Origin of the sequence: Streptomyces gelaticus (assembly GCF_014649535.1) — a bacterium.
In the GTDB taxonomy this organism is placed as follows: Bacteria; Actinomycetota; Actinomycetes; order Streptomycetales; family Streptomycetaceae; genus Streptomyces; species Streptomyces gelaticus.
In genome coordinates this window covers 252,728-275,680 of the sequence record NZ_BMTF01000005.1, presented here as the reverse complement: position 1 = coordinate 275,680, position 22,953 = coordinate 252,728, and the positions used below count along the sequence as shown (strand labels likewise).

The window sequence follows — 22,953 nt, the reverse complement described above, 5'->3', positions numbered from 1 at the left end:
TCTCCCGCCGGCTCGGCACCCGGTCCACCGGGCAGGACCTCGCGACCTGACTCCATGAACCGACCAGCACGGCACCTACCCCACAATTGTCACTCTCGGAATCTCCCGCAATCGGCCAGGGCCCAGGACGCGTTTCGCTCCTCGGTTCCGTGGATTCCGTTCAGCGCGTCGCTGCGCGGGCACAGTCGGGAGGGCGCCGGATCTAGGCTGGACCTTCCGACAGCACTGTGGAGGTGCGTCATGGGGCACAGCCATCACTTCCACCTGGATCAGGGTGACCACTCGATCACCGTGAACGTCGGGCCCAGAAGAAACGGAGAGATCGAACTCCTGGTCAACGGCAAAGTGGTCGCGTACCAGAAGCAGCACGCCCCCGGGACGAGCTTGCTGACCGGCGAACTGCCCGAAGAGCCCGCCCGCCCATTCCGGGTCCGGGTACACCAGCCGCACCTCGTCCCCTCCAAACCCAGATGCACGCTGGAGCTCGACGGCACGGAGCGCCCCATGCCGGACCGGCCCGAGCGGTGAGTTCCCCGCTGCGTGACGAAGCCGGCCGATTCAAGGCAGATCGTGCAGCAGGGGCGGAAACGATGCCACAAACCTACGATGGATCGACAAGGCGCCATCAAGTCGAACCGGCATTCCAGAGGAGACCGTGATGGTGGAGCACTTTGTCTGGGTGACGACACGCCGCATCAGGCCGGGCGCGTTGGAGGCGTTCGAGAGGGCCTGGCGCCCGGACCAGTACCCGCAGGCGCTGCGCCGCGCCTACGCGTACTGGTCCGAGGACGGGCAAGAGATCACCGGGGTGTCGTTCTGGGACACCAAGGAAGCGTGCGACTCCTGGCGGGCCTCCGCGGTCGAGACGCAGCGGCGTGAGGCCATGGCCCCATACGTCGTCGAGGAGCAGGAAGGCTTCTACCGCGGCCGCGAACTCGGAGTCGGACCCGCCTGAAGCCCGTCTCGCGTCCGTGCCCCGGAACGCCGGGGACGGACAGCGCCGGCCCGCCGGCCCAGGGACAGCAACGGCGGCCTCCATCGACCTTCTGGAGGGCGACAAAAGATACGTTCCCGTAAACCGTGAACCGAGTTGCGAGGTGGCCGATGAGCACTCTCGAAGAACAGGTCGATGTCGATGTTCCGATCGCTGAGGCCTGGGAACGCCTCCACCGAGTGGAGGCCTATCCGCGGTTCGTCGAAGGAGTACGCGAGGCTCGTTCGGAGGACGGGCACCAGACGCACCTGGACGTCGATGTCGGCGGCCGGGTTCAGGAGTTCGAAGCCGAGATCACCGACCGTGGCAAGGAACACACGATGGAGTGGCAGACCACGAGTGGCCCCGACCTGGCGGGAACCTTCTCGCTGCTGCCCATCGACCGGGAGCACACCCGAGTCCAGGCCCGGATCGAGTACGACCCAGGCACCGTCAAGGAGTCGTTCGGCGGGCCGAAGGGATTCGCCCAGGCGGCCGCGATCGAACGGCTTGTACGGGACGACCTCCAGCACTTCAAGGAGTTGGTGGAACGGGAACGGTGAGGCGCCCCCACCGAGTACGACGGCAGTGCGGTCCGCGGCCGTTGTGCCCCGCCCGTGCCCTTCAGCACGGCAGCCAGCGGTCAACAACGGTGCCTCGTGCACGCCCGGACGGGTCGCCCCGCTGGCGTCTGGCCTGGTCAGGGGCCATGCCGGCCTCGCAGGCGGCGTTGATTCCCAAGCGCAGAGCGCGAGTTCAATTCTCGTCACCCGCTCCACGACGAAGGCCCAGGTCGATGACCCGGGCCTTTCTTGTTGTCCGGATCTGCCCGAGCGTCGTGCACCACCTCTGCACCACCTGATCCTTTCTGCTACTGCTCGCGTGCCCCTTCTCGGGCAGCCTGTGCCACCGCTTCCTTGAGCGTCGCCCCGGTTCGAGCCTCCGCGAGCGGGTCCGCCTCGTACGTGATCCGGATGACGCCGTCCGGGTGTCGTTCGGTGCGGGCGCGGACGCCGAAGACCTCGTGGAGGAGGTCCGGGGTGAGGACGTCGAGAACCGGGCCCGCGGCGACGGCACGGCCGCGGTGGAGAACGACGAGGCGGTCGCAGAGCCGGGCGGCGAGGTCGAGGTCGTGCAGCACGGCGAGGGTCGTGACGCCGGTGTTCCGGATCAGGCCGAGGAGTTCGAACCGGGCCCGGATGTCGAGGTGGTTGGTCAGTTCGTCCAGGACGAGGAGTTCCGGGGCCTGGGCGAGGGCCCTGGCGAGCAGGACGCGCTGGCGCTCACCGCCGGAGAGGGAGGAGAGGTCGCGGTCGGCGAGCGACGCGATGCCGCAGCTCTCCATCGCCCCGGCGACGGCGCGCCGGTCGCTCTCGCCGTCGCGTCCCAGCACCCCGTGGTGCGGGGTGCGGCCGAGGGCCACCGTCTCGGCGACGGTGAGGCCGCCCGCGCCCGCCCCGTCCTGGAGGACGGCAGCGGTGTGCCGGGCGGCGGCTCGCGAGGAGAGCCGCCACACGTCCCGCCCGCCCACCTCGACGACCCCGGCGACGGGCCGCAGCGAACGGTAGACGGCCCGCAGCAGGGTGGACTTGCCGCTCCCGTTGGGGCCGACGAGGCCCACGATCTGGCCCGGCGACACGTCGAGTCCGACGTCGTGCAGGACCGGAATGCCGTCGAGGGTGACGTGGAGGCCGTCCACGGTGAGTCTCATGCGGTGTCGAGCCCCCTGTTGCGGCGCAGCAGCCAGAGGAAGAACGGTGCGCCGAGCAGTGCGGTGAGGATGCCCAACGGCAGCTCGTTGGGCCGGTCGACGGTACGGGAGAGCAGGTCGACCAGTACGAGGTAGACGGCCCCGAGCAGTGCGCTCAGCGGGAGCAGCCTGCGGTGGTCCGCACCGAGGGCGAGCCGTACCAGGTGCGGGATCATCAGGCCGACGAAGCCGATGCCGCCCGCGACGGCGGTGAGGGTTCCGGTCAAAAGTGCGCTCACCACGAGCAGCACCGCACGAGTGCGGTGCACGTCCACGCCGAGCGACGTCGCCGACTCGTCCCCGGCGAGCAGCGCGTTCATACGCCGCCCGAGGAAGGCGAGCAGCGTCGCCCCGAGCACCACCACGACGGTGACGGTGGGCAGTTGGCCCCAGCGTGCGCCGGAGACGCTGCCCAGCATCCAGAACATGACGCCGCGCAACTCGTTGGGCGTTGCCCGCAGTTGCACGAAGCTCGTCGCCGCGAGCAGCACATAGCCGACCGCGACCCCGGCGAGCACGAGCCGCGTGGGCGCGAGCCGTCCCCTGCGTTGTCCGAGCGCGAAGACCAGCGTCCCCGCCAGCAGCGCGCCCACGAACGCCGCCCCGGAGACGCCGAGTCCGCCGAGCCCCGCCCCGCCGAGCGTGATCACGAGGACCGCGCCCAGCGATGCTCCGTGCGAGAAGCCGAGGACCGTGGGATCGGCGAGCGGGTTGGAGACGAGGGTCTGGAGGACGGCGCCGCAGACGGCGAGTCCCGCCCCCACGACCGCTGCGAGGACGACACGGGGGGTGCGGAACTGCCAGACGATCTGGTCGAGGGCGACATCGTCCACGGGTCCCCGGCCGGTGACGTGGTGGACCAGGACCGTCCACACGTCACCGACCGGCACGTCGACCGCGCCGATGCCGATGGCGAGGACCATCGAGACCAGCAGCGCGGCGGTGAGCACGAGCACGCAGGCCCACAGCGGGAAGCGGCTCAGAAGGCTTCGGGGTGCAGCATCCTGGCGATCTTCTCGACCGCCACGTCGTTGCTGGGGCCGAGGTACATCGAGTCGGAGAGCACCACGAACTTGTTCTTCTTGGCCGCGGACCACTGGGGGAACTCCTTGAGCAGCTTCTTCGCGTACGCGGTCGGGTCCGGGTCGTTGTAGCTGACGACCACGAGGGCGTCCACGTCGGTGGCGGCGACCTTCTCCTTGCTGAGATCGGCGAAGGAGGTCTTCGACGCGCTCGCGAAGGCATTGCCGCCGCCGGCCTTGGCGAGGATGTCGTTGTAGATGCCGTGGGCGGCGATGGAACTGAAGTCGTTGCTGCCCATGGTCATGTTGGAGAAGATGACCATGACCTTCGGCTTCTTCGCGTCGCCGACCTTCTCCGCCACGTCGGCGATGTTCCGCCGTTCGGTGGCGATGAGCTTCTCGGCCCTGTCCTCGACACCGAAGATCCTGCCCATGTCCCGCAGCAGTGTGTAGCTGTCGTCGATCGTCGTGTTCAGGATGTCCTGGCCGCAGCCCTCGGGCGAGATGTAGGTACGCGCCCCGGCCTCCTGGAGCTGCTCGCGAGTGGCGAAGCCGTTCTTGGCGTCGAAGCCGTAGGACATGTTGGAGAGCACGAGGTCGGGCCGCAGACCGATCATGGCCTCGCGCGGGATGTCGTAGGCGTCGTTCGGCTTCACCCCGCCGGTGGGCAGCTTCTTTATCTCCTCGGCGCGCCCGGGGACTTCGGACATGCCGTAGGACTGCTGGTTGGAGACGATCCGGTCCCCCTGGCCGAGGGCGAGCAGCGTGGACACCTCGGCGACCGAGGCCCCGTTCATCACGACGACCCGGCTGGGGGCCCGGTCGAACTTCTGGTTCAGCCCGCAGTTCTTGAGAGTGACGGGGTACTCGCCCTGCGCGGCGGGGGACGTCTTTTCGGCGGCGTCGGTCTTCTTGCCGCCGGAGCCGGAGTCCGAGCCGGAGCAGCCGGCTGCGGCGAGGCACAGGAGGGCGGCGAGGGCGGCGGCTGTCGGCCTGGGTGTCGGCATGGGGGTATCTCCTCGGTGATCAAGTGGGGCGTGTCGAGGCGCTGTTGCAGGAGTCGGGGGCGGGGGCGGGTGAGTTCCCGGCGGTCATCGGTGTGACGTACGTGACGCAGGCGACCACCCGGCGCGGTGGGCGTGGGGAAGCCCGTGCGGGTCCGTCCGGACGCGCGGCGGCGCCGTGCACCCCCTGCGATCGGCGTCACACCCCGCGTACGGGAACTCGCGCACCTCTCGCACCGACTCCCTGTACGTCACCGTCCCCACCGGTCCACGTATGAGGAAGAACCGATGACCGAGACCACGCCTGCCGCGTCACCACCGCCCCGGCAGCGCTCAGCCGAGGAGACCGACCCGGTCGAGGACCTCACCCGTTCCGAGCGGGCCGACGGCGGCGGCACCTGGAGCGGGCTGCGCCCCCTCCTGCTCCGCCTGCACTTCTACGCGGGCATCCTCATCGGGCCGTTCCTGCTCGTCGCGGCTGTTACCGGGCTGCTCTACACGTTCACCCCGCAGATCGAGTCCGTCGTCTACCGCCACGAGCTGCAGGTCACCCCGCACGGCGAGCCGAAGCCGCTCGACGCTCAGGTGGACGCCGCCCGCGAGGCGATACCCGGCGGGCGGCTCGTCTCCGTCACCAAGGGTGCGGGGGACAGCGACACGACCCGGGTCACCTTCGACGTCGAGGGACTGCCCGAGGGCTACACACAGACCGCCTTCGTCGATCCGTACGACGCAAAGGTGCGCGGCACGCTGCGTACCTACGGCGAGTGGCTGCCCGTGCGGTCCTGGTTCGACAGCCTGCACCGCACCCTGCACCTCGGCGACTTCGGCCGCAACTACAGCGAGATCGCCGCGAGCTGGCTGTGGGTCGAGGTGCTCGGCGGGCTCGTGCTGTGGCTCGGGGCGCCGCGCGGCCGGGAGCGGCTGCGCAAGCTGTTCGTGCCGCGCCGGGGCCCGAAGGGGCGCGGGCGCACGCTGTCCTGGCACGGGGCTGTCGGGCTGTGGGTGTCGATCGGCTTCCTCGCGCTCTCGGCAACCGGGCTGACCTGGTCGGCGCACGCGGGCGCGAACATCGGCAGGATCCAGGACTCGCTGGGCGGTGCGACGCCCTCCGTCTCCTCGGCCCTCGGTCACGGCACGCACGGCGACGGCCCGGCGGGGGCGCACTCGGGCGCCTCCTCCGCGGATGCCGCCGCGAAGGTCGACCTCGATGAAGCCGTCCGCATCGCCCGCTCCGAGGGGCTGCGCGGCAAACTCGTCGTCAGCCCGCCCGCGGACACCAAGAGCGCGTACGTCGTCCGCGAGAACACGCGGCAATGGCCGGAGCAGCAGGACTCGATCGCGATCGACCCGGCCACCGGCAAGGTCACGGACAAGCTGCTCTTCGACGACTTCCCCGTCCTCGCCAAGCTCACCCGCTGGGGCATCGACGCCCACATGGGCCTGCTCTTCGGTCTCGCCAACCAGATCGTCCTCGCGCTCATCGCCGTCGCGCTCATCGGGATGCTCTTCTGGGGCTACCGGATGTGGTGGCTGCGCAGGCCCACCCGGGCGGGCGGCAGGCGGTTCGGCCGCCCGCCGGCGCGGGGAGCCTGGCGCCGGGTGCCGGGCAGGGTCATGGCGCCGCTCGTCGTCGTGGCCGCCGTCCTCGCCTACTACCTGCCGTTGTTCGGGCTGCCCCTGGTCTGCTTCCTGCTCGGGGACCTGGCGGTCGCGCAGGCACGCCGACACGAGCGCGCGCACACGCAAGCGCGCGACGAGACACCGAAGGAGATGGCCCGATGATCGCCGCCACCGGGCTGCGCTGGATTCTGACGCTGCTCTTCTGCGCCCTCGCCGCCTACGGCCTGTGGCGCGCCCTCGCGGCCCGCTCCCAGCCGTGGACCGCGCGGCTCGCCCACGGTCTGCACGCGGTCATGGCCCTCGCCATGTTCGCGATGTCCTGGCCCTGGGGCATGGACCTGCCCGGCACGCCGCAGGTGGTCTTCTTCTCCGCCGCGGCGGTCTGGTTCGTGCTGATCGCCCTCGCTCTGCCGAGCGGACCCGAATCCCGGGCGCGCACCCTCGTGAGCGCGCTGCCGCACGCCGTGATGACCGGAGCGATGGCGTGGATGGTCGCCGCGATGTCCTCGGGCATGTCCATGAGCGCGACGGGCGGGGGCCACGCGCACGACATGCCCGGGATGGACATGTCGGCCCCGGGAGCGATCGCGACGATGACGCTCGGCGGCACCGGCGACCGCTGGAGCGCGGGGCTGCTCGCCCTCGTCCTGCTGGCGCTCGCGCTGTGGTGGCTCGCGAAGGGCTTCGACACGGGCCGCCTCGCGCCCCGCACGGCGAGCGGCGCGTCGTCGGGCGGCGCGGTGCACGCCGCGTGGGACCTGGGCTGTCACGGGCTGATGGCGCTGGGCATGGCGGTGATGTTCGTCGTGATGGTGTGACCCGCGGGGTCGGCGCCGGCGGAACCGGCCTCGGCCCGTGCGGTCCCGGGCGCCGGGCGCGCGTCCTGGGGGCGTGATGCTCCTGGGACGCGCGTGACAGGTGTCCGTTATGTGATGCACGTCACCCGGGGTGTGGGGGAACTCGCGGCCCGGTCCGGCCGACCTCTGGACCGTACGACCCGCACTCTCGCCGGAGCCTGACTCATGGACCACTCGGTGACGCCTTCCGCCGGACGGCGTTCCACCCCCGTGCCGTACGCGCTGCTCGGGGGTTTCCTGCTTCTGCTCGTCGCGCTCTTCGCCGTCTCGTACGGGGTGGGTCATCTCGCCGGGCCCGTCGCCCCCGACATGCGCGGGGTCCCGGACCAGGACGACGACTCCGTCCCGCACGACATGGGCGGCATGAGCGGGATGGATCACTGATGGGCCATCAGACCGCTTCGCGCGCCGTCGCCACGACCGATCTCGTCGTCGGCGGCATGACGTGCGCGGCCTGCGTGCGCAGGGTCGAGAAGAAGCTCGGTGCCCTGGAGGGCGTGCGCGCCACCGTCAATCTCGCGACCGGCACGGCCCGCGTCGAGCACCCGGCGGATCTCGGTACGGACGCGCTCCTCGCCACCGTCGAGAAGGCCGGTTACACCGCCCGCCTCCCCGAGCCGCCCGCGTCCGGGGAAGAACAGGAGGACGAGGAGACCGAGCCCGGCGCCCCGCAGCGGCTGCTGGTGACCGCGCTCCTCACCGTCCCCGTCCTCGTCCTGTCGATGGTGCCCTCGCTCCAGTTCCGCAACTGGCAGTGGCTGTGCTTCGTGCTCGCCGCGCCCGTCGCCTTCTGGAGCGCCTGGCCCTTCCATGAGCGGGCCTGGCGCGGGCTGCGGCACGGCACGGCGACGATGGACACGCTCGTCTCGCTCGGCGTCGTCGCCTCCTTCGGCTGGTCCTCGTACGCGCTCTTCCTCGGCGGCGCCGGTGACCCCGGCATGCGGATGCCCTTCACACTGCTGCCCACCGTCTCGGACGCAATGGCGCACGTCTATCTCGAAGCAGCGGTCGGCGTCCCGCTCTTCGTCCTCCTCGGCCGCCACCTGGAGGCCCGCGCCCGGCGCGGCACCTCGGCCGCCCTGCGCGCGCTCGCCGAGCTCGGCGTGAAGGAGGTGACGGTACGGGACGGGGCCGTGGAGCGTACCGTCCCGGCCGCGCGCCTCGCGGTGGGCCAGGTCTTCCTCGTACGGCCCGGGGAACGTGTCGCGACGGACGGCGAGGTCGTGGAGGGCACGTCCGCCGTGGACCTGTCCCTCGTGACCGGCGAGACGCGGCCCGTGGAGGTCGCGGCCGGCTCCGCCGTCACGGGCGGCTCGGTCAACGCGGGCGGGCTCCTGCTCGTACGCGCGACGGCCGTCGGCGCCGACACCCAGCTCGCCCGCATCACGGCCCTCGTCACCGAGGCCCAGGCCGGGAAGGCCCGCGCCCAGCGGCTCGCCGACACCGTGGCCGGGGTCTTCGTGCCCGTCGTCCTCACCCTCGCCGTCACCGTGCTCGGCTTCTGGCTCGGCGCGGGCGCGGAGCCTCAGCCCGCCTTCACCGCGTGCGTCGCCGTCCTCGTCGTCGCCTGCCCGTGCGCGCTCGGGCTCGCGACCCCCACAGCTCTCATGGCGGCCACCGGCCGAGGTGCCCAGCTCGGCATCCTCGTCAAGGGACCGCAAGCCCTCGAAGCCCTCCGGCAGATCGACACCGTCGTGCTCGACAAGACCGGCACCCTCACCTCCGGGCACCTCACCGTCACCGCCCTCACCGCGCGCTCGGAAGGCCCCGGCGCGCAGGAGGTGCTGCGGCTCGCGGCGACCGTCGAGACCGGATCCGAGCATCCGCTCGGCCGCGCCCTCGTTCTCCACGCCGAGCGCTCCCTCGCCGAGGGCGCGGTACGGCCCGGCGCACTCAGCGGTTTCACCGCGACGCCCGGCAACGGCGTGCGCGGACACGTGGACGGGCGGCTCGTGGAGGTCGGCGCCCCCGAGGGCGAGCTGCCCGAGGAGCTGGGCGCGGCCCTCGCCACCGCCCTGGAAGCCGCCCACACCCCTGTCCTGGTACGGGTCGACGGGCGGCCCGAGGCCGTCCTCGCGCTCGGCGACGTCGTACGCCCCGGCAGCTACCACGCCGTGGACCGGCTCCGCCGCCTCGGCGTGCACCCCGTCCTCGCCACCGGGGACCGGGAGGAGCCCGCGCGGGCCGTCGCCACCGCACTCGGCATCGACGAGACGTACTCCCGCTGCACCCCCGAACGCAAAGCGGAGCTGGTCCGCGCGCTGCGCGCGGAGGGGAAGCGGGTCGCGGTCGTCGGGGACGGCGTCAACGACGCGGCGGCGCTCGCCGGGGCCGACCTCGGCATCGCGATGGGCACCGGCACCGATGTCGCCATCGGCGCCGCCGACGTCACCCTCGTCCGCGACGACATCGAAGCCCTCGCCGACGCCGTACGCCTCGCCCGCCGCACCCTCGCCACCATCCGAGGCAACCTGCTGTGGGCCTTCGGCTACAACGTCGTCACCATCCCGCTCGCCATGGTGGGCCTGCTCAATCCGATGCTCGCCGCTGCCGCGATGTCCCTCAGTTCGGTCCTCGTCGTCCTCAGCAGCCTCCGCCTGCGCCGCTGGCAGCCCGCCGCAGCGGCGGCCGTCGCGCGGCGCCGGCGCCGCTCCCCGAAGGCGGCCTTCTGATGCCCGTTCCCTCCGCGCGCCTGCGCGCCCCGCTCACCGCCGTCGGCGTTCCCGTCCTCGCCTGCGCCCTCGCCCTCTGTGGTCTCGGTGCCTGGACGGCGACCGGACGTGCCGGGAGCCCGCCGCACGTGGCCGTCACGAAGGCGTACGTCTACCAGCCGCTCGGCTCGACGCGGGAGACCGCCGCGTTCTTCACCCTCACCAACGACGGCGGCTCCGCCGACCGGCTCGTGAAGATCACCTCGCCCGACACGGCCGCGCCTCCCGCGCTGAGCGAACACCGCATGACATCCTCCGGCGCCGCCTACCGGCAGCCGGTGGGCTCCGCCGCCGTTCCGGCCGAGGACGGGCTCACGATGACCCCGCACGGGACGGACGTGACCGTACGGCCGAAGGGAACGTGGCTGCCCGGCGAAGAGGTCTCCTTCACGCTGCGCTTCGCGTACGGGAAGCCGCTGAAGGTCCGGGCGGTGGTGGTCCGGCCGGGTACGGAGACGGACCGGCCCCTTCGCCCGTAGCGCCGTGCCCCGCACCGCCGTCCGTTCCTGCCCCATATGCCGGAACTCCGCTCCAGCGGGCGCCTTTCCGGCATTGAAGGCAAGCCGGGCGCCCTGCCATGTCGCCCGGCCTCCCTCGATGGGAGGATGAGGCGCCATGGAAGCGGGACCGGTCGGACGCGCGGTGAGGGCGGCGATGTTCGCCGCCGTCTCCGTCACGCTCGCCGCGACCGGGCACGTCCTCATGTCCGAGGCCCCGCTTCCCTTCTGGGTGCTCGTCACCGGCTTCCTCGCGCTCGCGGTCCCCGGCTGGTGGTTCGCCGCCCGCGAGCGCGGCCCCTGGCTCGTCACGGGCCTCGCCGTCGCGACCCAGGGCGTGCTGCACAACGCCTTCGCCGCCGCGCAGTCCGCCCTCGGGACGGTCGGGGGGACGGGCTCGTACGAGGCCGGAGCGGGTGCGGCGCCGACGGACGCCATGGCGGGCATGGACCACATGGCGGGCATGGACCACTCGGCCGCGAGCGGCGCGATGACCGGCATGGACCACATGGCCGGCATGGACCACTCGGCCGCGAGCGGCGCGATGACCGGCATGGACCACATGGCCGGCATGGACCACTCGGCCGCGAGCGGCGCGATGACCGGCATGGACCACATGGCCGGCATGGACCACGCCTCCGCCATGGGTCACATGGGCTCGACGGCCCACATGGGCCACGACATGGCCGGGATGTCCTCGACGGGGATGCTCGCCGCGCACGTCCTCGCCGCCCTCGCCTGCGGGGTGTGGCTGGCCCGCGGCGAACGCGCCGCCTTCCAGGTCCTGCGCGCGGTCGCGGGCCGGCTGCTTGCTCCCCTCCGTCCCCTCCTCACGGCGCCGTTGCCGGCCCCGCGCCGCCGTCTGCGCCCCCACCGGGGCCTGAGCGACCGGCTGCCGCTGGGCCTGCGGTGCGCTCGCGCGCGGGACCGGCGCGGGCCGCCCGGGGTGCTCGCCGCGTTCTGAGAACGCGGCAGGCATTCCGGAGGACGTACACCCCGCTGGCACGCGCCCGGTCGCCGACCGGCCCGCCGCCGTACCCGCACGCAGTGGGAGTCCTCCGGCACACCCGGCCCCGAAGGGCCCGGGTGCCCCATTCACCGGAGACCCGGACCCGTCCCGCACGCCGCCACGCGCGCCGCAGCCGCGGCGCGCGGCCCCGCGCCGTGACCGGACGCCCGGGTGCCGGACCGATCCGTGAAGGACACACCTGGCGATGAACACCACCCTGCCCGCCCCGCGCGGGTCACAGCGCGCCTCCGTGCCGCACGACAGGACGACGGAGGACACCGTCTCGACCGGCTGGGCGCTCGCCGCCCGCGCCGGGGACCGCGAGGCGGCCGACGCCTTCGTACGGGCCCTGCACCGCGACGTCGTACGGTATGTGGCCCACCTGTCCGCCGACCCGCAGGCCGCCGAGGACCTCGCGCAGGACACGTTCCTGCGCGCTCTGCGCACCCTGCACCGCTTCGAGGGCCGCTCCTCGGCCCGTACCTGGCTCCTCACCATCGCGCGCCGCGCCGTCGTCGACGACTTCCGCAGGACCGCCGCGCGCCCCCTGCTCGCCGACACCGACGACTGGAGCGCGACCGTCGAGCGCGCCCAGCCGACAGGGCTGCCCGGCTTCGAGGAAGGGGTGGCGCTCCAGGAACTCCTGGCCGCGCTCCCGTACGACCGCCGACAGGCGTTCGTCCTCACCCAGTTGCTCGGGCTCTCCTACGCGGAGGCCGCCCGCGCGGCGGGCTGCCCGGTCGGCACGGTCCGCTCCAGGGTGGCCCGCGCGCGTACCGCCCTGACCGCACAGCTGGAGCACGGCGAGGCGGAGGCCCTGGCGCAGGCCGCCTGACGCACACCACCGGGGCCGCTCCCGCACCGGGGCGGCCCCGGCCCCGCCACGCGCGACGGGGCGCACGCCCGTCGGCAGTCGGTCACGAACGGCACGGTCCACCACGGCAGTAGCATGATCGCCGTGACAGAGCTGGAAGAGCTGGTCCTGACCCCCGACGAGCGGGCCCAGGGAGTCGGGGTCGACAGTGTGACGTTCACGATGGACTGGTCCGGTGAAGATCACCCGGGGCAGCTGGCGGCATTCGTGGCCGGTCGGGTACGGGCCTTCGGGGCAGATCCGGCAGACGTCGACACCGACGCCGTCCACCGCGCGGCCGAGACCGACCCGACTCTGCGCCGCGGTGATCTTCCGGTCCGCCAGCTCGATCATCTGTCCGGTGTGCTGGCACATCTCGGCTGCACTCTCATGATGCAGGACAACGGCACCGACACCTACGAGCTACTGGTCGCACTGACCGGTGAGCACGAGCCGACCGAGCTGACGCACCAGGGCGTCCCGGTACGGGCCTGGGGATCGGAACCCGAAGAGACCCTCGTCAGCCTGAACTGCCCGAACTGCTCGCAGATGCTGGTCTGGGAACTGCCGTCGACCGAGGCCCTGGCCGACGAACGCTGCCCTTGTGGAACCGCGTTGTTCGACGCCACTGGCCGCCCACTGCCCCACGTCACTCTCCACGACTGAGCCGCTCGGTCGCCGGCACCACCCGCTCGGGCCTGACGGGCGGTCACGCCATTGCGCCGGACCGCGTCCCGGCCGGAGCCGACCGCCACGAATCCCCGCTGCTCGCCCGTGCGGGCGAGACCCGCTCACCGCACGGGGAATCCGAAGGAGTATCCCTGCTGCCTCAGCCAGGGCAGGATCTCGCGCAGAGCGGCCACGGTCTGGGAGCGGTCCCCTCCCGCGTCGTGGAAGAGGACGGTCGGCCCGTTGGAGATCTCCCTCTTGACGGTGGCGACCATGGTCTGCGCACCGGGGCGCTCGAAGTCCCTGGAGTCGACGTTCCAGCCCAGCGGTCGCATCCCCCGGGACGCGGCGAGCTGCCGGCTGTACGGGGTGAAAGCACCGCCCGGGGCCCTGTAGTACTCCGGCCGGACGCCTCCGGACGCTTTGGTGATCATGCGTTCGGCATCCAGGATCTGCTGGGACTGGTATGCCTCGGACTTGGTGTCCATGGTGGTGTCGTGCGAGACCGTGTGGTTGCACAGCCGGTGCCCGGCCGCCACGACCTCCTTGACCAGGTCCGGATGCGCCTGGGCCTGCGTGCCCACCATGCAGAACGTGGCCTTCACACCGTTGTCCTTCAGCAGTTGCAGCACCTGCGGCGTCCAGACCGGGTCCGGTCCGTCGTCGATGGTGATGTTGACGCCCCGGGCGCCTTTGTCCGAGGCGTGCGCGATGTCCGCCGCCACCTTGGTCACGGTCCGGTCCTGAGGCCGGGCGCCCGGCGCCGAGGCCTGCGCTTGCGGCTGCCGTGCTCCGGCGGTGTCGGCCTGCGCGGTCCAGACCGAGGTGGCAGCGGCCAGCGCTGTCACCCCGAGCGCCGCCCCGAGAAGCTTGCTGTGCCATCCCCTTCCCTTGTGCTTTGCCATGTCCGCCCACCCCTTTGCTGTCTCCGCCGATGCCCTGCCCCCATGAAGACATACGAACGCCCGTACGGGATCGCTCTGTTACCGATCGCAGACGAATCCGCAGGGGACCGGCGACAAACGCGGGAGACCCGCGACAGACAAGATCTGTCGTACGGCATCGGTCAACAGCGGTGTGGTCCGGGCGCAGTAGCCGCCGATGCCCGGCCGGTGACGCCCGGCTCCGGGGGCGGTGTGCCGCCCGTGGCGTCGGGCCGAGTGGCTTCCTCCCCGCCGTGGAAAACGCGGTGGCCGCCGTCCGGCGCCGGCCGGGTGTCCGTTACGCCGCGGCGTGCCGCGCCCTGCGCGCCGCCGACTTGCCCAGTTCCCACAGGAGCAGGAACACGAGCGCGGCAAGGAGGGCCCAGCCGAACTGGCGGAGGTTGATCTGGGTGGTGCCCAGGATGCGGCGGAAGCCGTCCATCTGGGTCACCAGCACCGCGAGGACGAATTCGGACAGCGCCGCCCAGTTCATCTGCTTGCTGTCGAAGGTGGCCGTCGTCAGCACCGAATCCGTCTCGCTGCGGCACTCGAACGCGGCCGCGATCAGGCAGAGCGCGAAAGCGGTGAAGGCGATCGAGTTGCCGGTCCGGGCGCTGCCGAAGTGGATCTCCCCCAGCTTGATCAGCGCGAGGAGCGCGACGGTGAGGGCCAGCCCACCGAGCCCGACGGTGACCAGTACCGGCCGGGTCAGCACCGACTCACCGCGGGGGCGGGGTGTGCGACGCATGAGCCCGGGACTCTCCCTGTCGAAGCCGAGCGCGAAGCCGAAGGGGGCGTTGACGACGAAGTGCACCCACAGAACCTGTGCGGGCGTGAAGGGCTCGCCCGCTGCGATGTTGAACAACGTGGCACCGAGAAAGGTCAGCACGAAGGTGACCAGCAGCAGCAGAACGAACCGGATGTACTTGGTGAGGTTGTCGTAGAGCTTCCTGCCCTCCTCCACCGCGAAGACGATCGTGGCGAAGTTGTCGTCGGAGAGAATCATGCGGCCGGCGTTCTTCGCCACGTCCGTGCCGCTGCCCATGGCGATGCCGATGTCGGCGGCCTTGATGGCGGGCGCGTCGTTGACACCGTCGCCGGTCATCGCCACGACCTCACCTGTCTTCTTGAGGGTGTCGGCGAGCAGGACCTTGTGCTCCGGCGCGACGCGCCCGACCACACCGATGCCGTCGATACGGGCGAGCTGCTCGTGCTCCGGCCACGCGGCGAAGTCGGCACCGAGCACGGCCTCACCGGGGATCCCCAGCTCTCTGGCAATGGCGGCACCGGTGGTGACGTCGTCCCCGGTCACCAGACGGACCCGGATATGAGCTTCCTGGGCGCTTGCCACAGCGGCCCTGGACTCCTTGCGCGGCGGGTCGACCATGCCGACCAGGCTGGTCATCCGCAAGTCGGTGACATGGGCGAGGAGGTCACCGTCCGGATCGAAGCCCGAGGGGTCCAGATCCCGGGTGGCCGCGGCCATCACCCGCTGCCCCTCGCCGCCCATCCGCTCGATCTGCTCCTGCGCGCGCCGCTCCAGTTCCGCGTCCCAGGCGATGGTCCCGCCCGCCGAGAGCGCGGTGGCGGCGCGCGCCATCACCGCCGGCGCAGCGCCCTTGACGAAGCAGCGCACCACCGGTCGTCCGGCGGCGTCCACCGTCGAGTTGAAGGTGGCCATGAGCTTGTAGTCCGGATCGAACGGCAGCGTGGCCAGCCGCGGGAGCCGCTGCTGCGTGGCCTCGATGTCCAGGCCGGCCTTGTGCCCGAGCACCAGGAGCGCGCCTTCGGTGGGATCACCCACCACCTGGCCGTCCACCAGCTTGGCGTCGCTCGCGACGATGTACGGGAGGATCGCGTCCTCGATCCTCGTGGGTGATCCCGCGGCGTGGTGGATCTTCCCGTCGAGACCGTAGCCCGTGCCGGAGACGGTGTACCGGTCGGTGGGACTCACCACTTCGACCGCGGTCATCTGGTTCATCGTCAGCGTGCCGGTCTTGTCCGAGTTGATCGCCGAGGTGAACCCCAGGGTCTCCACCGAGGGAAGTTCCTTCACGATCGCGTTGCGCCCGGCCAGGTTGAGACTGCCGACGGAGAGGATCACCTGGGTCACGGTCGGCAGTGCCTCGGGAATGGCCGCGATGGCCAGGGAGACCGCGCTGACGAACAGAACGTCCCACGCCTGGCCCCTGCTGCGGCCCAGGGCCAACATCACGATCATGGTGAGACCGGCCGCCGAGGCGATCCACAGCGTCAGGGTGTTGAGTTCCCTGGTGAGCGGCGTCGCCTCCGGCGCGGTGGCCGACAGCATTCCGGAGATCTTGCCGAGTTCGGTCCTCTCGCCCGTCCCGGTGATGACCACGACACCGCTGCCGTGGGTGACGGGCGTGTTCATGAACGCCATGTTCGACTGCTCCCCCGGCCCCGGCCGGCCGGCCGGCAGCGTACCGGCGTCCTTCGCGGCGGGGACGCTCTCCCCGGTGAGCGCCGACTCGTCGATCTGCAGGGCGTGGGCCTCGATGACCCGCCCGTCCGCCGAGACCTGGTCACCGGCGGCGATGAGCACGATGTCGCCGACGACGAGTTCGGTGGCGGGGATCTCCAGCTCGGTGCCGTCGCGCCGTACCCGTGCCGTCGCCTTCATCATCGATTTCAGCGCGTTCATGGCGCTGACGGCCTTGCCCTCCTGCCGCAGGCCCACGACGGCGTTCAGCAGTGTCAGCAGGGCGAGCACGACTGCCGTGCCCCACTGCGCGACCAGGAGCGACACCACCGCCGCGGCCACGAGAATGATCTGCATGTAGCTGCGGTACTGGTCGAGGAACCTCCGCCAGGCAGGGGCCGGTTGCTCCTCGGGCAGCGCGTTCGGGCCGTTCGCGACGAGCAGTTCGGCCGCGCGCGCCGTGGAGAGCCCGATCGCGGGGTCGACCCCGAGTGCTGCCGCGACGTCCTGGGGAGTGCGCGCGTACCAATCCGCCGGAGCGGGGGGCTGTTGTTCTGCGGGGTCCCGCTGCACCGCCATCTTCCTGCCTCCGATCAGGTGCGCTTCGCCTGCCCTGCCCTGCGATGCCTGGCCGCGTACGGGTCGGCCGCCGCCCCATTGGGAGCCTCCGCCGCCAGTTCCCGGCCGGCGGCGAGCAGATCCTCCCGGGCCTGCTTGCCGACCGTGGGGTACTGGGGGTCGATCTCCATGAGTGTGTGGACGAGCACCGCCGCCGTGCAGATCCGGGCGAACCACTTCCGGTCGGCGGGCACGACGTACCACGGCGCCCAGTCCGTGCTCGTGGCCGACAGCATCTCGGAGAACGCCTGCTGGTAGTCGTCCCAGTAGCGGCGCTCCCGTACGTCGGCGGCGGAGAACTTCCAGTTCTTCTCCGGCAGATCGATCCGCTTCATGAAGCGGGTCCGCTGCTCCTCCTTGGAGAGGTTCAGGAAGACCTTCACCACCTTGAACCCGTTGTCCGTGAGGTAGCGCTCCCAGTTGTTGATCTCCCGGTAGCGGCGCTCCCACAGCTTTTCGCCCCGGGGGCCGGCGGGGAGGTGCTGCCGGTCGAGAACCTGGCGGTGGACCCACACGACGAGGACCTCCTCGTAGTGCGACCGGTTGAAGATCGCGATGCCTCCGCGCGTGGGCAGTTCGCGGGCGTAGCGCCACAGGTAGTCGTGGTCGAGCTCCTCGTCGGAGGGCACCTTGAAGCTGCTGACCCGTACGCCCTGCGGATTCACCCCGCTCATGACGTGCCGGATCGTCCCGTCCTTGCCGCCCGCGTCGAGCGCCTGCAGGCAGAGCAGCACGCCGTATGTGTTCTGCGCGGCCAGCCGCTCCTGGTACTCGGCCAGGAGCGACACGCCGGTACGCAGCAGCTCGGCGCTTTCCTGCTTCGTCACCACGGCCTTGTAACGAGGGTCGAAGTCCTTGCCCAGGTCCACCTTCGACCCCGGCTTCACCCGCAGCGGCTTGATGAATCCGGCGATGCGGTCGGCCCTGTCGTCCGGCATGGCCGATCACCCCTTCTCACGGACACGGCGTGCGCCGCATGACACCACTCGCCCGGACGACCACGATCGCGACCACGAGGAGGCCTTTTCGCCCAGGAAGGAGACCATTCACCACGTTTCGCCATGGGAGGTTGCGCGTCAAAACACAGCGGGCCGTTCGGCTGAGCCGGTCCCGGCACACCCCACGGCGGGCGGACCCGCATCCGGCCACGCCGCCGGCTCCTGCGGTGTCACGCGCCGGCGGCGCCCGGATCCGAGGACGGGGCGAGGGAGTCGGCGTCCTCCATGAAGGCCAGCATCCGGGCGTTGACGAGGTCGGGGTGGTCGATCTGCGGTCCGTGGCCGGTCGCGGCGATGATCTCGGCGCGGGCCCCGGGAATCAGGCGCGGCACCCGCTCCAGCTGCCGTTGCGGGTGCACCAGCAGACTGCGCTTGCCCATGATGAGATGGAACGGCGTCCGGATGGAGCCGAGTTGTGCGTCGGACAGCGGCAGAGGCGCGGGGCGCCGGATCCGGAAGGCCCGTACGCCCGTCCGGACCATCGTCCGCAACTCCGGTACGACGAGCACCGGTTGCTCCAGCCAGGCCGCCAGGCGCGGGCGCAGCGCCTTGGGTGCGAAGGTGGCGAAGAGGCTGGCGAAGATCCAGACGAAGAAGCGCAGGCCCACCTTCTCCAGGCCACCCGGGTCGAGGGCGGTGACCGAGGCGAGCCTGCCGGGCCGCAGATGCGCCTGGTTGATGACGAGCCAGCCCCCGTAGGAGGAGCCGACGAGGTGGACCCGGTCCAGGCCGAGCGCGTCGAGGGCCTCGTCCATCCACTGGGCGGCGCGCTCCGGCTGCCACATGGGCTCCCGGTGCACGCTGCGGCCGGGGTCTCCGGGGGTGTCGAGGGCGTAGACGGGGCGCTCGGCGCTGAGCGCCGGGGTGTTGGGGTACCACTGCGCGGAGCAGCCGCCCGAACCGTGGATCAGGACGACAGGGGTGCGCTCCTCGGCGGCCGGGTCGGCTGAGCCGTACCGGTAGACGTGCGTGGTGCCGAACGAGGTCTCGACATCCGTCTCGGAGCGGGCCGGCGCGCCCAGCGCGTAGACGGCCTCGCAGGCGGCGAAGTACCGGTCGCGCAGGGCGTCGCTGACATAGCGACCGATGTCGCGGCGGGCGCGGGTGGTGTTCTCGGGCACGGCGGCACCTCCGGTGAGGACTCATCCTTCGTAATACGACCGTACCACCATGCTGATACAGCGGTACCATGAAGAGGTCCGGGCAGCCGGACCGCGCAGGCGCGACCGACGGGTGGAGACACGAGCATGCCGAAACGCGTGGATCACGAGGAACGGCGCAGCCAGATCGCCGAGGCGCTCGTCCGGGTCGCCGGACGGCGCGGGCTGCACGCGGTCGGCATGCGGGACGTGGCGGCCGAGGCCGGCGTGTCCCTGCGGCTCGTGCAGTACTACTTCGGGACCAAGGAGAAGCTGCTGCTCTACGGGCTCCGGCATCTGACCGACCGGTTCACCGCCCGGGTGGGCGCCCGCCTCCGGGCCGAGGACCGGGACCCCGGCCCGCGCGCGACCGCCGAGGCCCTGCTCCTGACCTCCCTCCCGGCCGACGAGGAGAGCCGGATCTTCCACCTCCTCTACACCTCGTACGCGATCCTGTCCGTGACCGACGAGGCGCTGGCCGCCCAGCCCTTCATCGACAGCCCCGACGCCGCCGAGGACGCCCTGACCGGCCTGCTGCGCCGGGCCCAGGAGGCGGGCCTGGCCGATCCCGGCGTGGACGCGCGCACCGAGGCGATCGGCCTGCTGGCCATGGCGGCCGGCATGGGCACCAGCATCCTGGTGGGCCAGCGCCGCCCGGAATCGGCCGCCGAGGTGCTGCGCCACCACCTGGACCGCGTCTTCACGTCCCCGACTCCGTGAGCGCCGGGGCCCGGCGGGGCCGGACGGCCCGCCGTCCCGCCGCAGCGTCTTCACGGTGTACGGAAGTCCGCCTCCGCCCGCTCCTCGTCCCCGTTGTCAGTGGGCACTGTCAGCTTCCTGCCTGCGTCGCCGAGGAGATCACCGCCGCCCCCGGGGTCGGGGCGGCCACGGAGCGCGACAGCGGTGAACCGGCCCTGTAGCCAAGTGGCCCGGATGTGAACATTCCGCGCAAGAGTGCAACTGGCATGTCGGTCTTGACAATTGCCTGGAGGGCCGATGTTAAGATCATCTTACTTCCAGTGGGCTGATGGCATATGGGGGCATTCCGGGAGGGATGAATTCCGCGGCCCCACATCCGGAGGGGCCTTCCCTGGGTGGTGCAAGCCGTGGCTCGACCGGCCCGGTGCGCGGCACATGAGGGAGCGTCAAGCCGTATCCATAGCCATGGCACTTGAAGTGAGTCTCATGACATTTGCACAGGGCCCTCTCCTGTGGGCACTGGTTGTCGTCGCGCTGGTCGCCGTGGGTGCCGTTCTGCGGGCTCGCAAGACCAACATCGGACTGCGCAGACAGAACTCCGAACTCCACCAGCAACGAGACGGCTTGCAGCGGCAGCGGGACGAACTCCACGTCGCCTACACCGGCCTGACGCATCAGCACTCCGCCGAGCTGGCCGAGGTCCGCAAGGACGCCGAGGAGGAGACCAAGGCGGTCCTCAAGGCCGCCGTGCGCACCCTCCAGGGGCTTGCGGACGAGCAGCAGGTGGTCATCGGGAACGCCCAGCAGAAGTACGGCGACGACCCCGGCATCCTGGCCGATCTGATGGCCATGGACCACGCCAACAGCCAGTTCGGACGCCGGGCCCAGGGCATCGCGGTGCTCTGCGGCGGCTGGCTCGGCCGCCGGGAGACCGTCGCCTCCGTCTTCGACGTGGCCCGCAGCGCCCAGGGCCGTATCCGGCAGTTCGACCGGGTGCGGATCAACGGGCAGGTGAACTTCTCGGTCGTCAGCAAGGCCGTGGAGCCCGTGGCCGTCGTCCTCGCCGAGCTGCTGGCCAACGCCACCAACTACTCCGCCCCCGGCACCCCGGTCGAGATCAACATCCAGGCCGTCCCGACGGGTGTCTGCCTCATCGTCGACGACGCCGGTCTCGGCATGGGCCAGGAGGAGAAGGACCGCGCGGCGGCCCTCCTCGCGCCGCAGGCCGCGATCAGCGTCTCCAGTCTGGGCATTCCTCCGCAGTTCGGGTTCGCCGTCTCCGGGGTGCTGGCCGCCCGCTACGGGTTCAGGGTCTCGGTGGATTCCGTATCCCCCTATGGAGGTGTACGCGCCGTGGTTCTGCTGCCCGACGAGTTGCTGACCAGCGATGTGCCCGGGCCGCAGCTCCCGGTCGCCGCCGAGCGCCAGGGCGCGGACATCGCGGCGCTCCCCCGGCGTCAGGCGCCCGCGCCGTCTCCGACCCCGCTGTTCCCGCCGACCGCGCAGCCGGTCGCCGCTCCAGTGCCCACCGGGCCCGCCACCACCGCCGGTGGCCTGCCCAAGCGTCGTCGCAAGAGCCCGGTGTCGGTGGTGCCGCCGGCCGAGCCAGGGCCGGTGCGCAGCAACGAGGAGACCGCTTCCCGTCTGGGCGCGTTCCAGCGCGGAACCCGGTCCGGGCGTGACATGACGACGATGGAAGGACCCGAGTTCCAGTGAACCCCGATCTGTCCTGGGTGCTCAACGATGTGCTCCAGGTACCCGGCGCACGGCACGCGATCCTCGTCTCCGCCGACGGTCTGCTGCTGGCCAACTCCAGCGAGATCGGCCGGGACGACGCGGAGACCGTGGCGGCCGCGATGAGTTCCATGCAGTCGCTGAGCCGGGCCGTCGCACCCTTCATCGGGGCCCAGGCCCCGGGCCGCTGGCGTCAGACGCTGCTGGAGTACGACCACGGCTGGATCTTCCTGATCGCGGCAGGCACCGGCGCCTACCTGGCGGCCGCCGCCGCGGCCGACGTGGACATGGAGGCCATGTCGTTCCGCATGCAGCAACAGGTCACCGCGCTGGGGAAGGCGATGACCACACCTCCCCGCCAGGACGTGGGAATCGACATATGACGACGCCGGGCGAGGAACAGGCGGTCAACAGCGGGTTCGTCCGGTCCTACGTGATCACCGGAGGGCGCGGCCTGCCGGATGCGGAGGGCCTCTCCCTCGTCACCCTGGTCACCATCGCACCCGACCGGCAGCCGCCCCCGAACCCGAGCCCGGAGGTCCGGGCCATCTGGGAGCTGTGCTCCGGCGGCTACCTGTCGGTGGCCGAGGTGGCGGGCCACCTCGGCCAGCCGGTCGGCGTCGCGCGGCTGCTGCTGAACGATCTGGCGGAACAGGGCCATCTGATGCGCCGCACGGCGCCACCGGCGGCTCAGCTCGTTGACAGGAAGATCCTCGAAGAGGTGTTGCATGGACTCCACGTCCGGTTCGGCTGACAGCATCTATGTGCCGGACGCGGTGCGGCGTGCGGCGAAGATTCTCGTCGTCGGGCACTTCGCCGTGGGCAAGACGACGCTCATCGGCACCCTCTCCGAGATCACTCCGCTGCGGACCGAGGAGCGGATGACCCAGGCCGGGGCCCACATCGACGACCTGCGCGGGGCACCCGACAAGGTGACCACGACGGTCGCGCTGGACTTCGGCCGTCTGACGCTCAGCGACGAGCTGGTGCTGTACCTGTTCGGTACGCCGGGCCAGCAGCGCTTCGTCGAGCTGTGGGAGGACATGGCGCGCGGCTCGCTCGGCGCGCTGCTCCTCGTCGACCCGGCCCGTCTTGCCGACACCTTCCCGGTGATCGACCTGGTCGAGACGTACGGGCTGGAGTACGCGGTCGCGGTCAACAGCTTCGATCCGTACTCCCGGCATGCCGAGGAGGAGTTGCGCGAGGCTCTCGATCTGCTGCCGGACACCCCGGTCGTGTACTGCGACGCCCGGGACGAGAAGTCGTCCGCGCAGGCCCTGATCACTCTGGTCCAGCATCTTCTGGCACACGTGGCCTGAGAAGCTGTCGCCCGACCGCCGTTCGAACGTGCCGGTCCGGGCCATGCCTCCCGGGCCCGCTCTCCGTCCACCGTCCGGGCCCTTCGGGGCCCGCGATCACATCGAGGAATCA

At 71.4% G+C, this 22,953-nt stretch carries 23 protein-coding genes; 16 read left to right on the top strand and 7 right to left on the bottom strand.

Features of this window, described 5'->3' with window-relative positions:
• The first annotated feature begins 240 nt into the window (after positions 1–240).
• From IE107_RS10150 to IE107_RS10140, 3 genes are all read left to right on the top strand, one after another.
• Positions 241–528 carry a hypothetical protein gene (locus tag IE107_RS10150; protein WP_189543350.1) on the top strand — a complete coding sequence of 96 codons (288 nt, stop codon included), beginning with the start codon at positions 241–243 and terminating at the stop codon, positions 526–528.
• A 130-nt stretch (positions 529–658) separates the two neighbouring features.
• Positions 659–955: a hypothetical protein gene (locus IE107_RS10145; protein WP_189543349.1), complete on the top strand. Its 297-nt coding sequence runs from the start codon at positions 659–661 to the stop codon at positions 953–955.
• Positions 956–1,104: 149 nt separating this feature from the next.
• Positions 1,105–1,536 (top strand): SRPBCC family protein, encoded by a 432-nt coding sequence (locus IE107_RS10140; RefSeq protein ID WP_189543346.1) that lies wholly within the window; start codon positions 1,105–1,107, stop codon positions 1,534–1,536.
• A gap of 308 nt (positions 1,537–1,844) precedes the next feature.
• Here the strand turns inward: IE107_RS10140 and IE107_RS10135 are convergent, their stop codons facing one another.
• The 3 genes from IE107_RS10135 to IE107_RS10125 are packed head-to-tail and all read right to left on the bottom strand — an operon-like array spanning position 1,845 to position 4,752.
• Complete coding sequence (locus IE107_RS10135) at positions 1,845–2,684, bottom strand: ABC transporter ATP-binding protein (protein ID WP_189543344.1); 840 nt, start codon at positions 2,682–2,684, stop codon at positions 1,845–1,847.
• The gene (locus IE107_RS10130; RefSeq protein ID WP_189543457.1) at positions 2,681–3,646 is read right to left on the bottom strand and encodes a FecCD family ABC transporter permease; all 966 of its coding nucleotides are present in this window, start codon (positions 3,644–3,646) and stop codon (positions 2,681–2,683) included. The genes IE107_RS10135 and IE107_RS10130 overlap by 4 nt, the downstream gene beginning before the upstream one ends.
• 56 nt (positions 3,647–3,702) lie before the next feature.
• Positions 3,703–4,752: an ABC transporter substrate-binding protein gene (locus IE107_RS10125; RefSeq protein ID WP_189543342.1), complete on the bottom strand. Its 1,050-nt coding sequence runs from the start codon at positions 4,750–4,752 to the stop codon at positions 3,703–3,705.
• A gap of 285 nt (positions 4,753–5,037) precedes the next feature.
• Between IE107_RS10125 and IE107_RS10120 the strand changes: the two genes are divergently transcribed.
• The 8 genes from IE107_RS10120 (at position 5,038) to IE107_RS10085 (ending at position 12,965) form a co-directional block, all read left to right on the top strand.
• Complete coding sequence (locus IE107_RS10120; RefSeq protein ID WP_189543340.1) at positions 5,038–6,534, top strand: PepSY-associated TM helix domain-containing protein; 1,497 nt, start codon at positions 5,038–5,040, stop codon at positions 6,532–6,534.
• The gene (locus IE107_RS10115; RefSeq protein WP_189543338.1) at positions 6,531–7,190 is read left to right on the top strand and encodes a DUF5134 domain-containing protein; all 660 of its coding nucleotides are present in this window, start codon (positions 6,531–6,533) and stop codon (positions 7,188–7,190) included. The genes IE107_RS10120 and IE107_RS10115 overlap by 4 nt, the downstream gene beginning before the upstream one ends.
• Before the next feature lie 204 nt (positions 7,191–7,394).
• A complete protein-coding gene (locus IE107_RS10110; protein WP_189543336.1) occupies positions 7,395–7,613 on the top strand; it encodes a hypothetical protein in 219 nt (72 codons plus the stop codon).
• Entirely contained in the window at positions 7,613–9,901 is a 2,289-nt protein-coding gene (locus IE107_RS10105; RefSeq protein ID WP_189543335.1) for a heavy metal translocating P-type ATPase, read from the top strand. Before IE107_RS10110 ends, IE107_RS10105 begins: the two co-directional genes overlap by 1 nt.
• Positions 9,901–10,419, top strand: coding sequence for a copper chaperone PCu(A)C (locus IE107_RS10100; protein WP_229866810.1), 519 nt, complete (start codon positions 9,901–9,903; stop codon positions 10,417–10,419). Before IE107_RS10105 ends, IE107_RS10100 begins: the two co-directional genes overlap by 1 nt.
• 136 nt (positions 10,420–10,555) lie before the next feature.
• Positions 10,556–11,401: a hypothetical protein gene (locus IE107_RS10095; protein ID WP_189543333.1), complete on the top strand. Its 846-nt coding sequence runs from the start codon at positions 10,556–10,558 to the stop codon at positions 11,399–11,401.
• 250 nt (positions 11,402–11,651) lie between these two features.
• The gene (locus IE107_RS10090; protein ID WP_189543331.1) at positions 11,652–12,281 is read left to right on the top strand and encodes a sigma-70 family RNA polymerase sigma factor; all 630 of its coding nucleotides are present in this window, start codon (positions 11,652–11,654) and stop codon (positions 12,279–12,281) included.
• A gap of 114 nt (positions 12,282–12,395) precedes the next feature.
• On the top strand, positions 12,396–12,965 hold the full coding sequence (locus tag IE107_RS10085) for a hypothetical protein (RefSeq protein WP_189543329.1): 570 nt from the start codon (positions 12,396–12,398) through the stop codon (positions 12,963–12,965).
• Between the two features lie 125 nt (positions 12,966–13,090).
• Here the strand turns inward: IE107_RS10085 and IE107_RS10080 are convergent, their stop codons facing one another.
• The 4 genes from IE107_RS10080 to IE107_RS10065 form a co-directional block, all read right to left on the bottom strand.
• Positions 13,091–13,873, bottom strand: a complete 783-nt coding sequence (locus IE107_RS10080) for a polysaccharide deacetylase family protein (RefSeq protein ID WP_189543327.1) — start codon at positions 13,871–13,873, stop codon at positions 13,091–13,093.
• A 316-nt stretch (positions 13,874–14,189) separates the two neighbouring features.
• Positions 14,190–16,913 carry a cation-translocating P-type ATPase gene (locus tag IE107_RS10075; RefSeq protein ID WP_189543325.1) on the bottom strand — a complete coding sequence of 908 codons (2,724 nt, stop codon included), beginning with the start codon at positions 16,911–16,913 and terminating at the stop codon, positions 14,190–14,192.
• Between the two features lie 14 nt (positions 16,914–16,927).
• Positions 16,928–17,890 (bottom strand): polyphosphate kinase 2 family protein, encoded by a 963-nt coding sequence (locus IE107_RS10070; RefSeq protein WP_189543323.1) that lies wholly within the window; start codon positions 17,888–17,890, stop codon positions 16,928–16,930.
• Positions 17,891–18,120: 230 nt separating this feature from the next.
• A complete protein-coding gene (locus tag IE107_RS10065; RefSeq protein WP_189543321.1) occupies positions 18,121–19,071 on the bottom strand; it encodes an alpha/beta fold hydrolase in 951 nt (316 codons plus the stop codon).
• Positions 19,072–19,197: 126 nt separating this feature from the next.
• On the opposite strand from IE107_RS10065, the gene IE107_RS10060 reads away from it, so the two are divergent.
• The 5 genes from IE107_RS10060 to IE107_RS10040 all read left to right on the top strand — a co-directional run bounded on the left by IE107_RS10060 (position 19,198) and on the right by IE107_RS10040 (position 22,841).
• Positions 19,198–19,809: a TetR/AcrR family transcriptional regulator gene (locus IE107_RS10060; RefSeq protein ID WP_189543319.1), complete on the top strand. Its 612-nt coding sequence runs from the start codon at positions 19,198–19,200 to the stop codon at positions 19,807–19,809.
• A 465-nt stretch (positions 19,810–20,274) separates the two neighbouring features.
• Complete coding sequence (locus IE107_RS10055) at positions 20,275–21,504, top strand: ATP-binding protein (RefSeq protein ID WP_189543317.1); 1,230 nt, start codon at positions 20,275–20,277, stop codon at positions 21,502–21,504.
• The gene (locus tag IE107_RS10050) at positions 21,501–21,905 is read left to right on the top strand and encodes a roadblock/LC7 domain-containing protein (protein ID WP_189543316.1); all 405 of its coding nucleotides are present in this window, start codon (positions 21,501–21,503) and stop codon (positions 21,903–21,905) included. Before IE107_RS10055 ends, IE107_RS10050 begins: the two co-directional genes overlap by 4 nt.
• Complete coding sequence (locus IE107_RS10045; protein WP_189543314.1) at positions 21,902–22,276, top strand: DUF742 domain-containing protein; 375 nt, start codon at positions 21,902–21,904, stop codon at positions 22,274–22,276. Before IE107_RS10050 ends, IE107_RS10045 begins: the two co-directional genes overlap by 4 nt.
• Positions 22,251–22,841, top strand: coding sequence for a GTP-binding protein (locus IE107_RS10040; RefSeq protein WP_072487819.1), 591 nt, complete (start codon positions 22,251–22,253; stop codon positions 22,839–22,841). The genes IE107_RS10045 and IE107_RS10040 overlap by 26 nt, the downstream gene beginning before the upstream one ends.
• Positions 22,842–22,953: the final 112 nt, after the last annotated feature.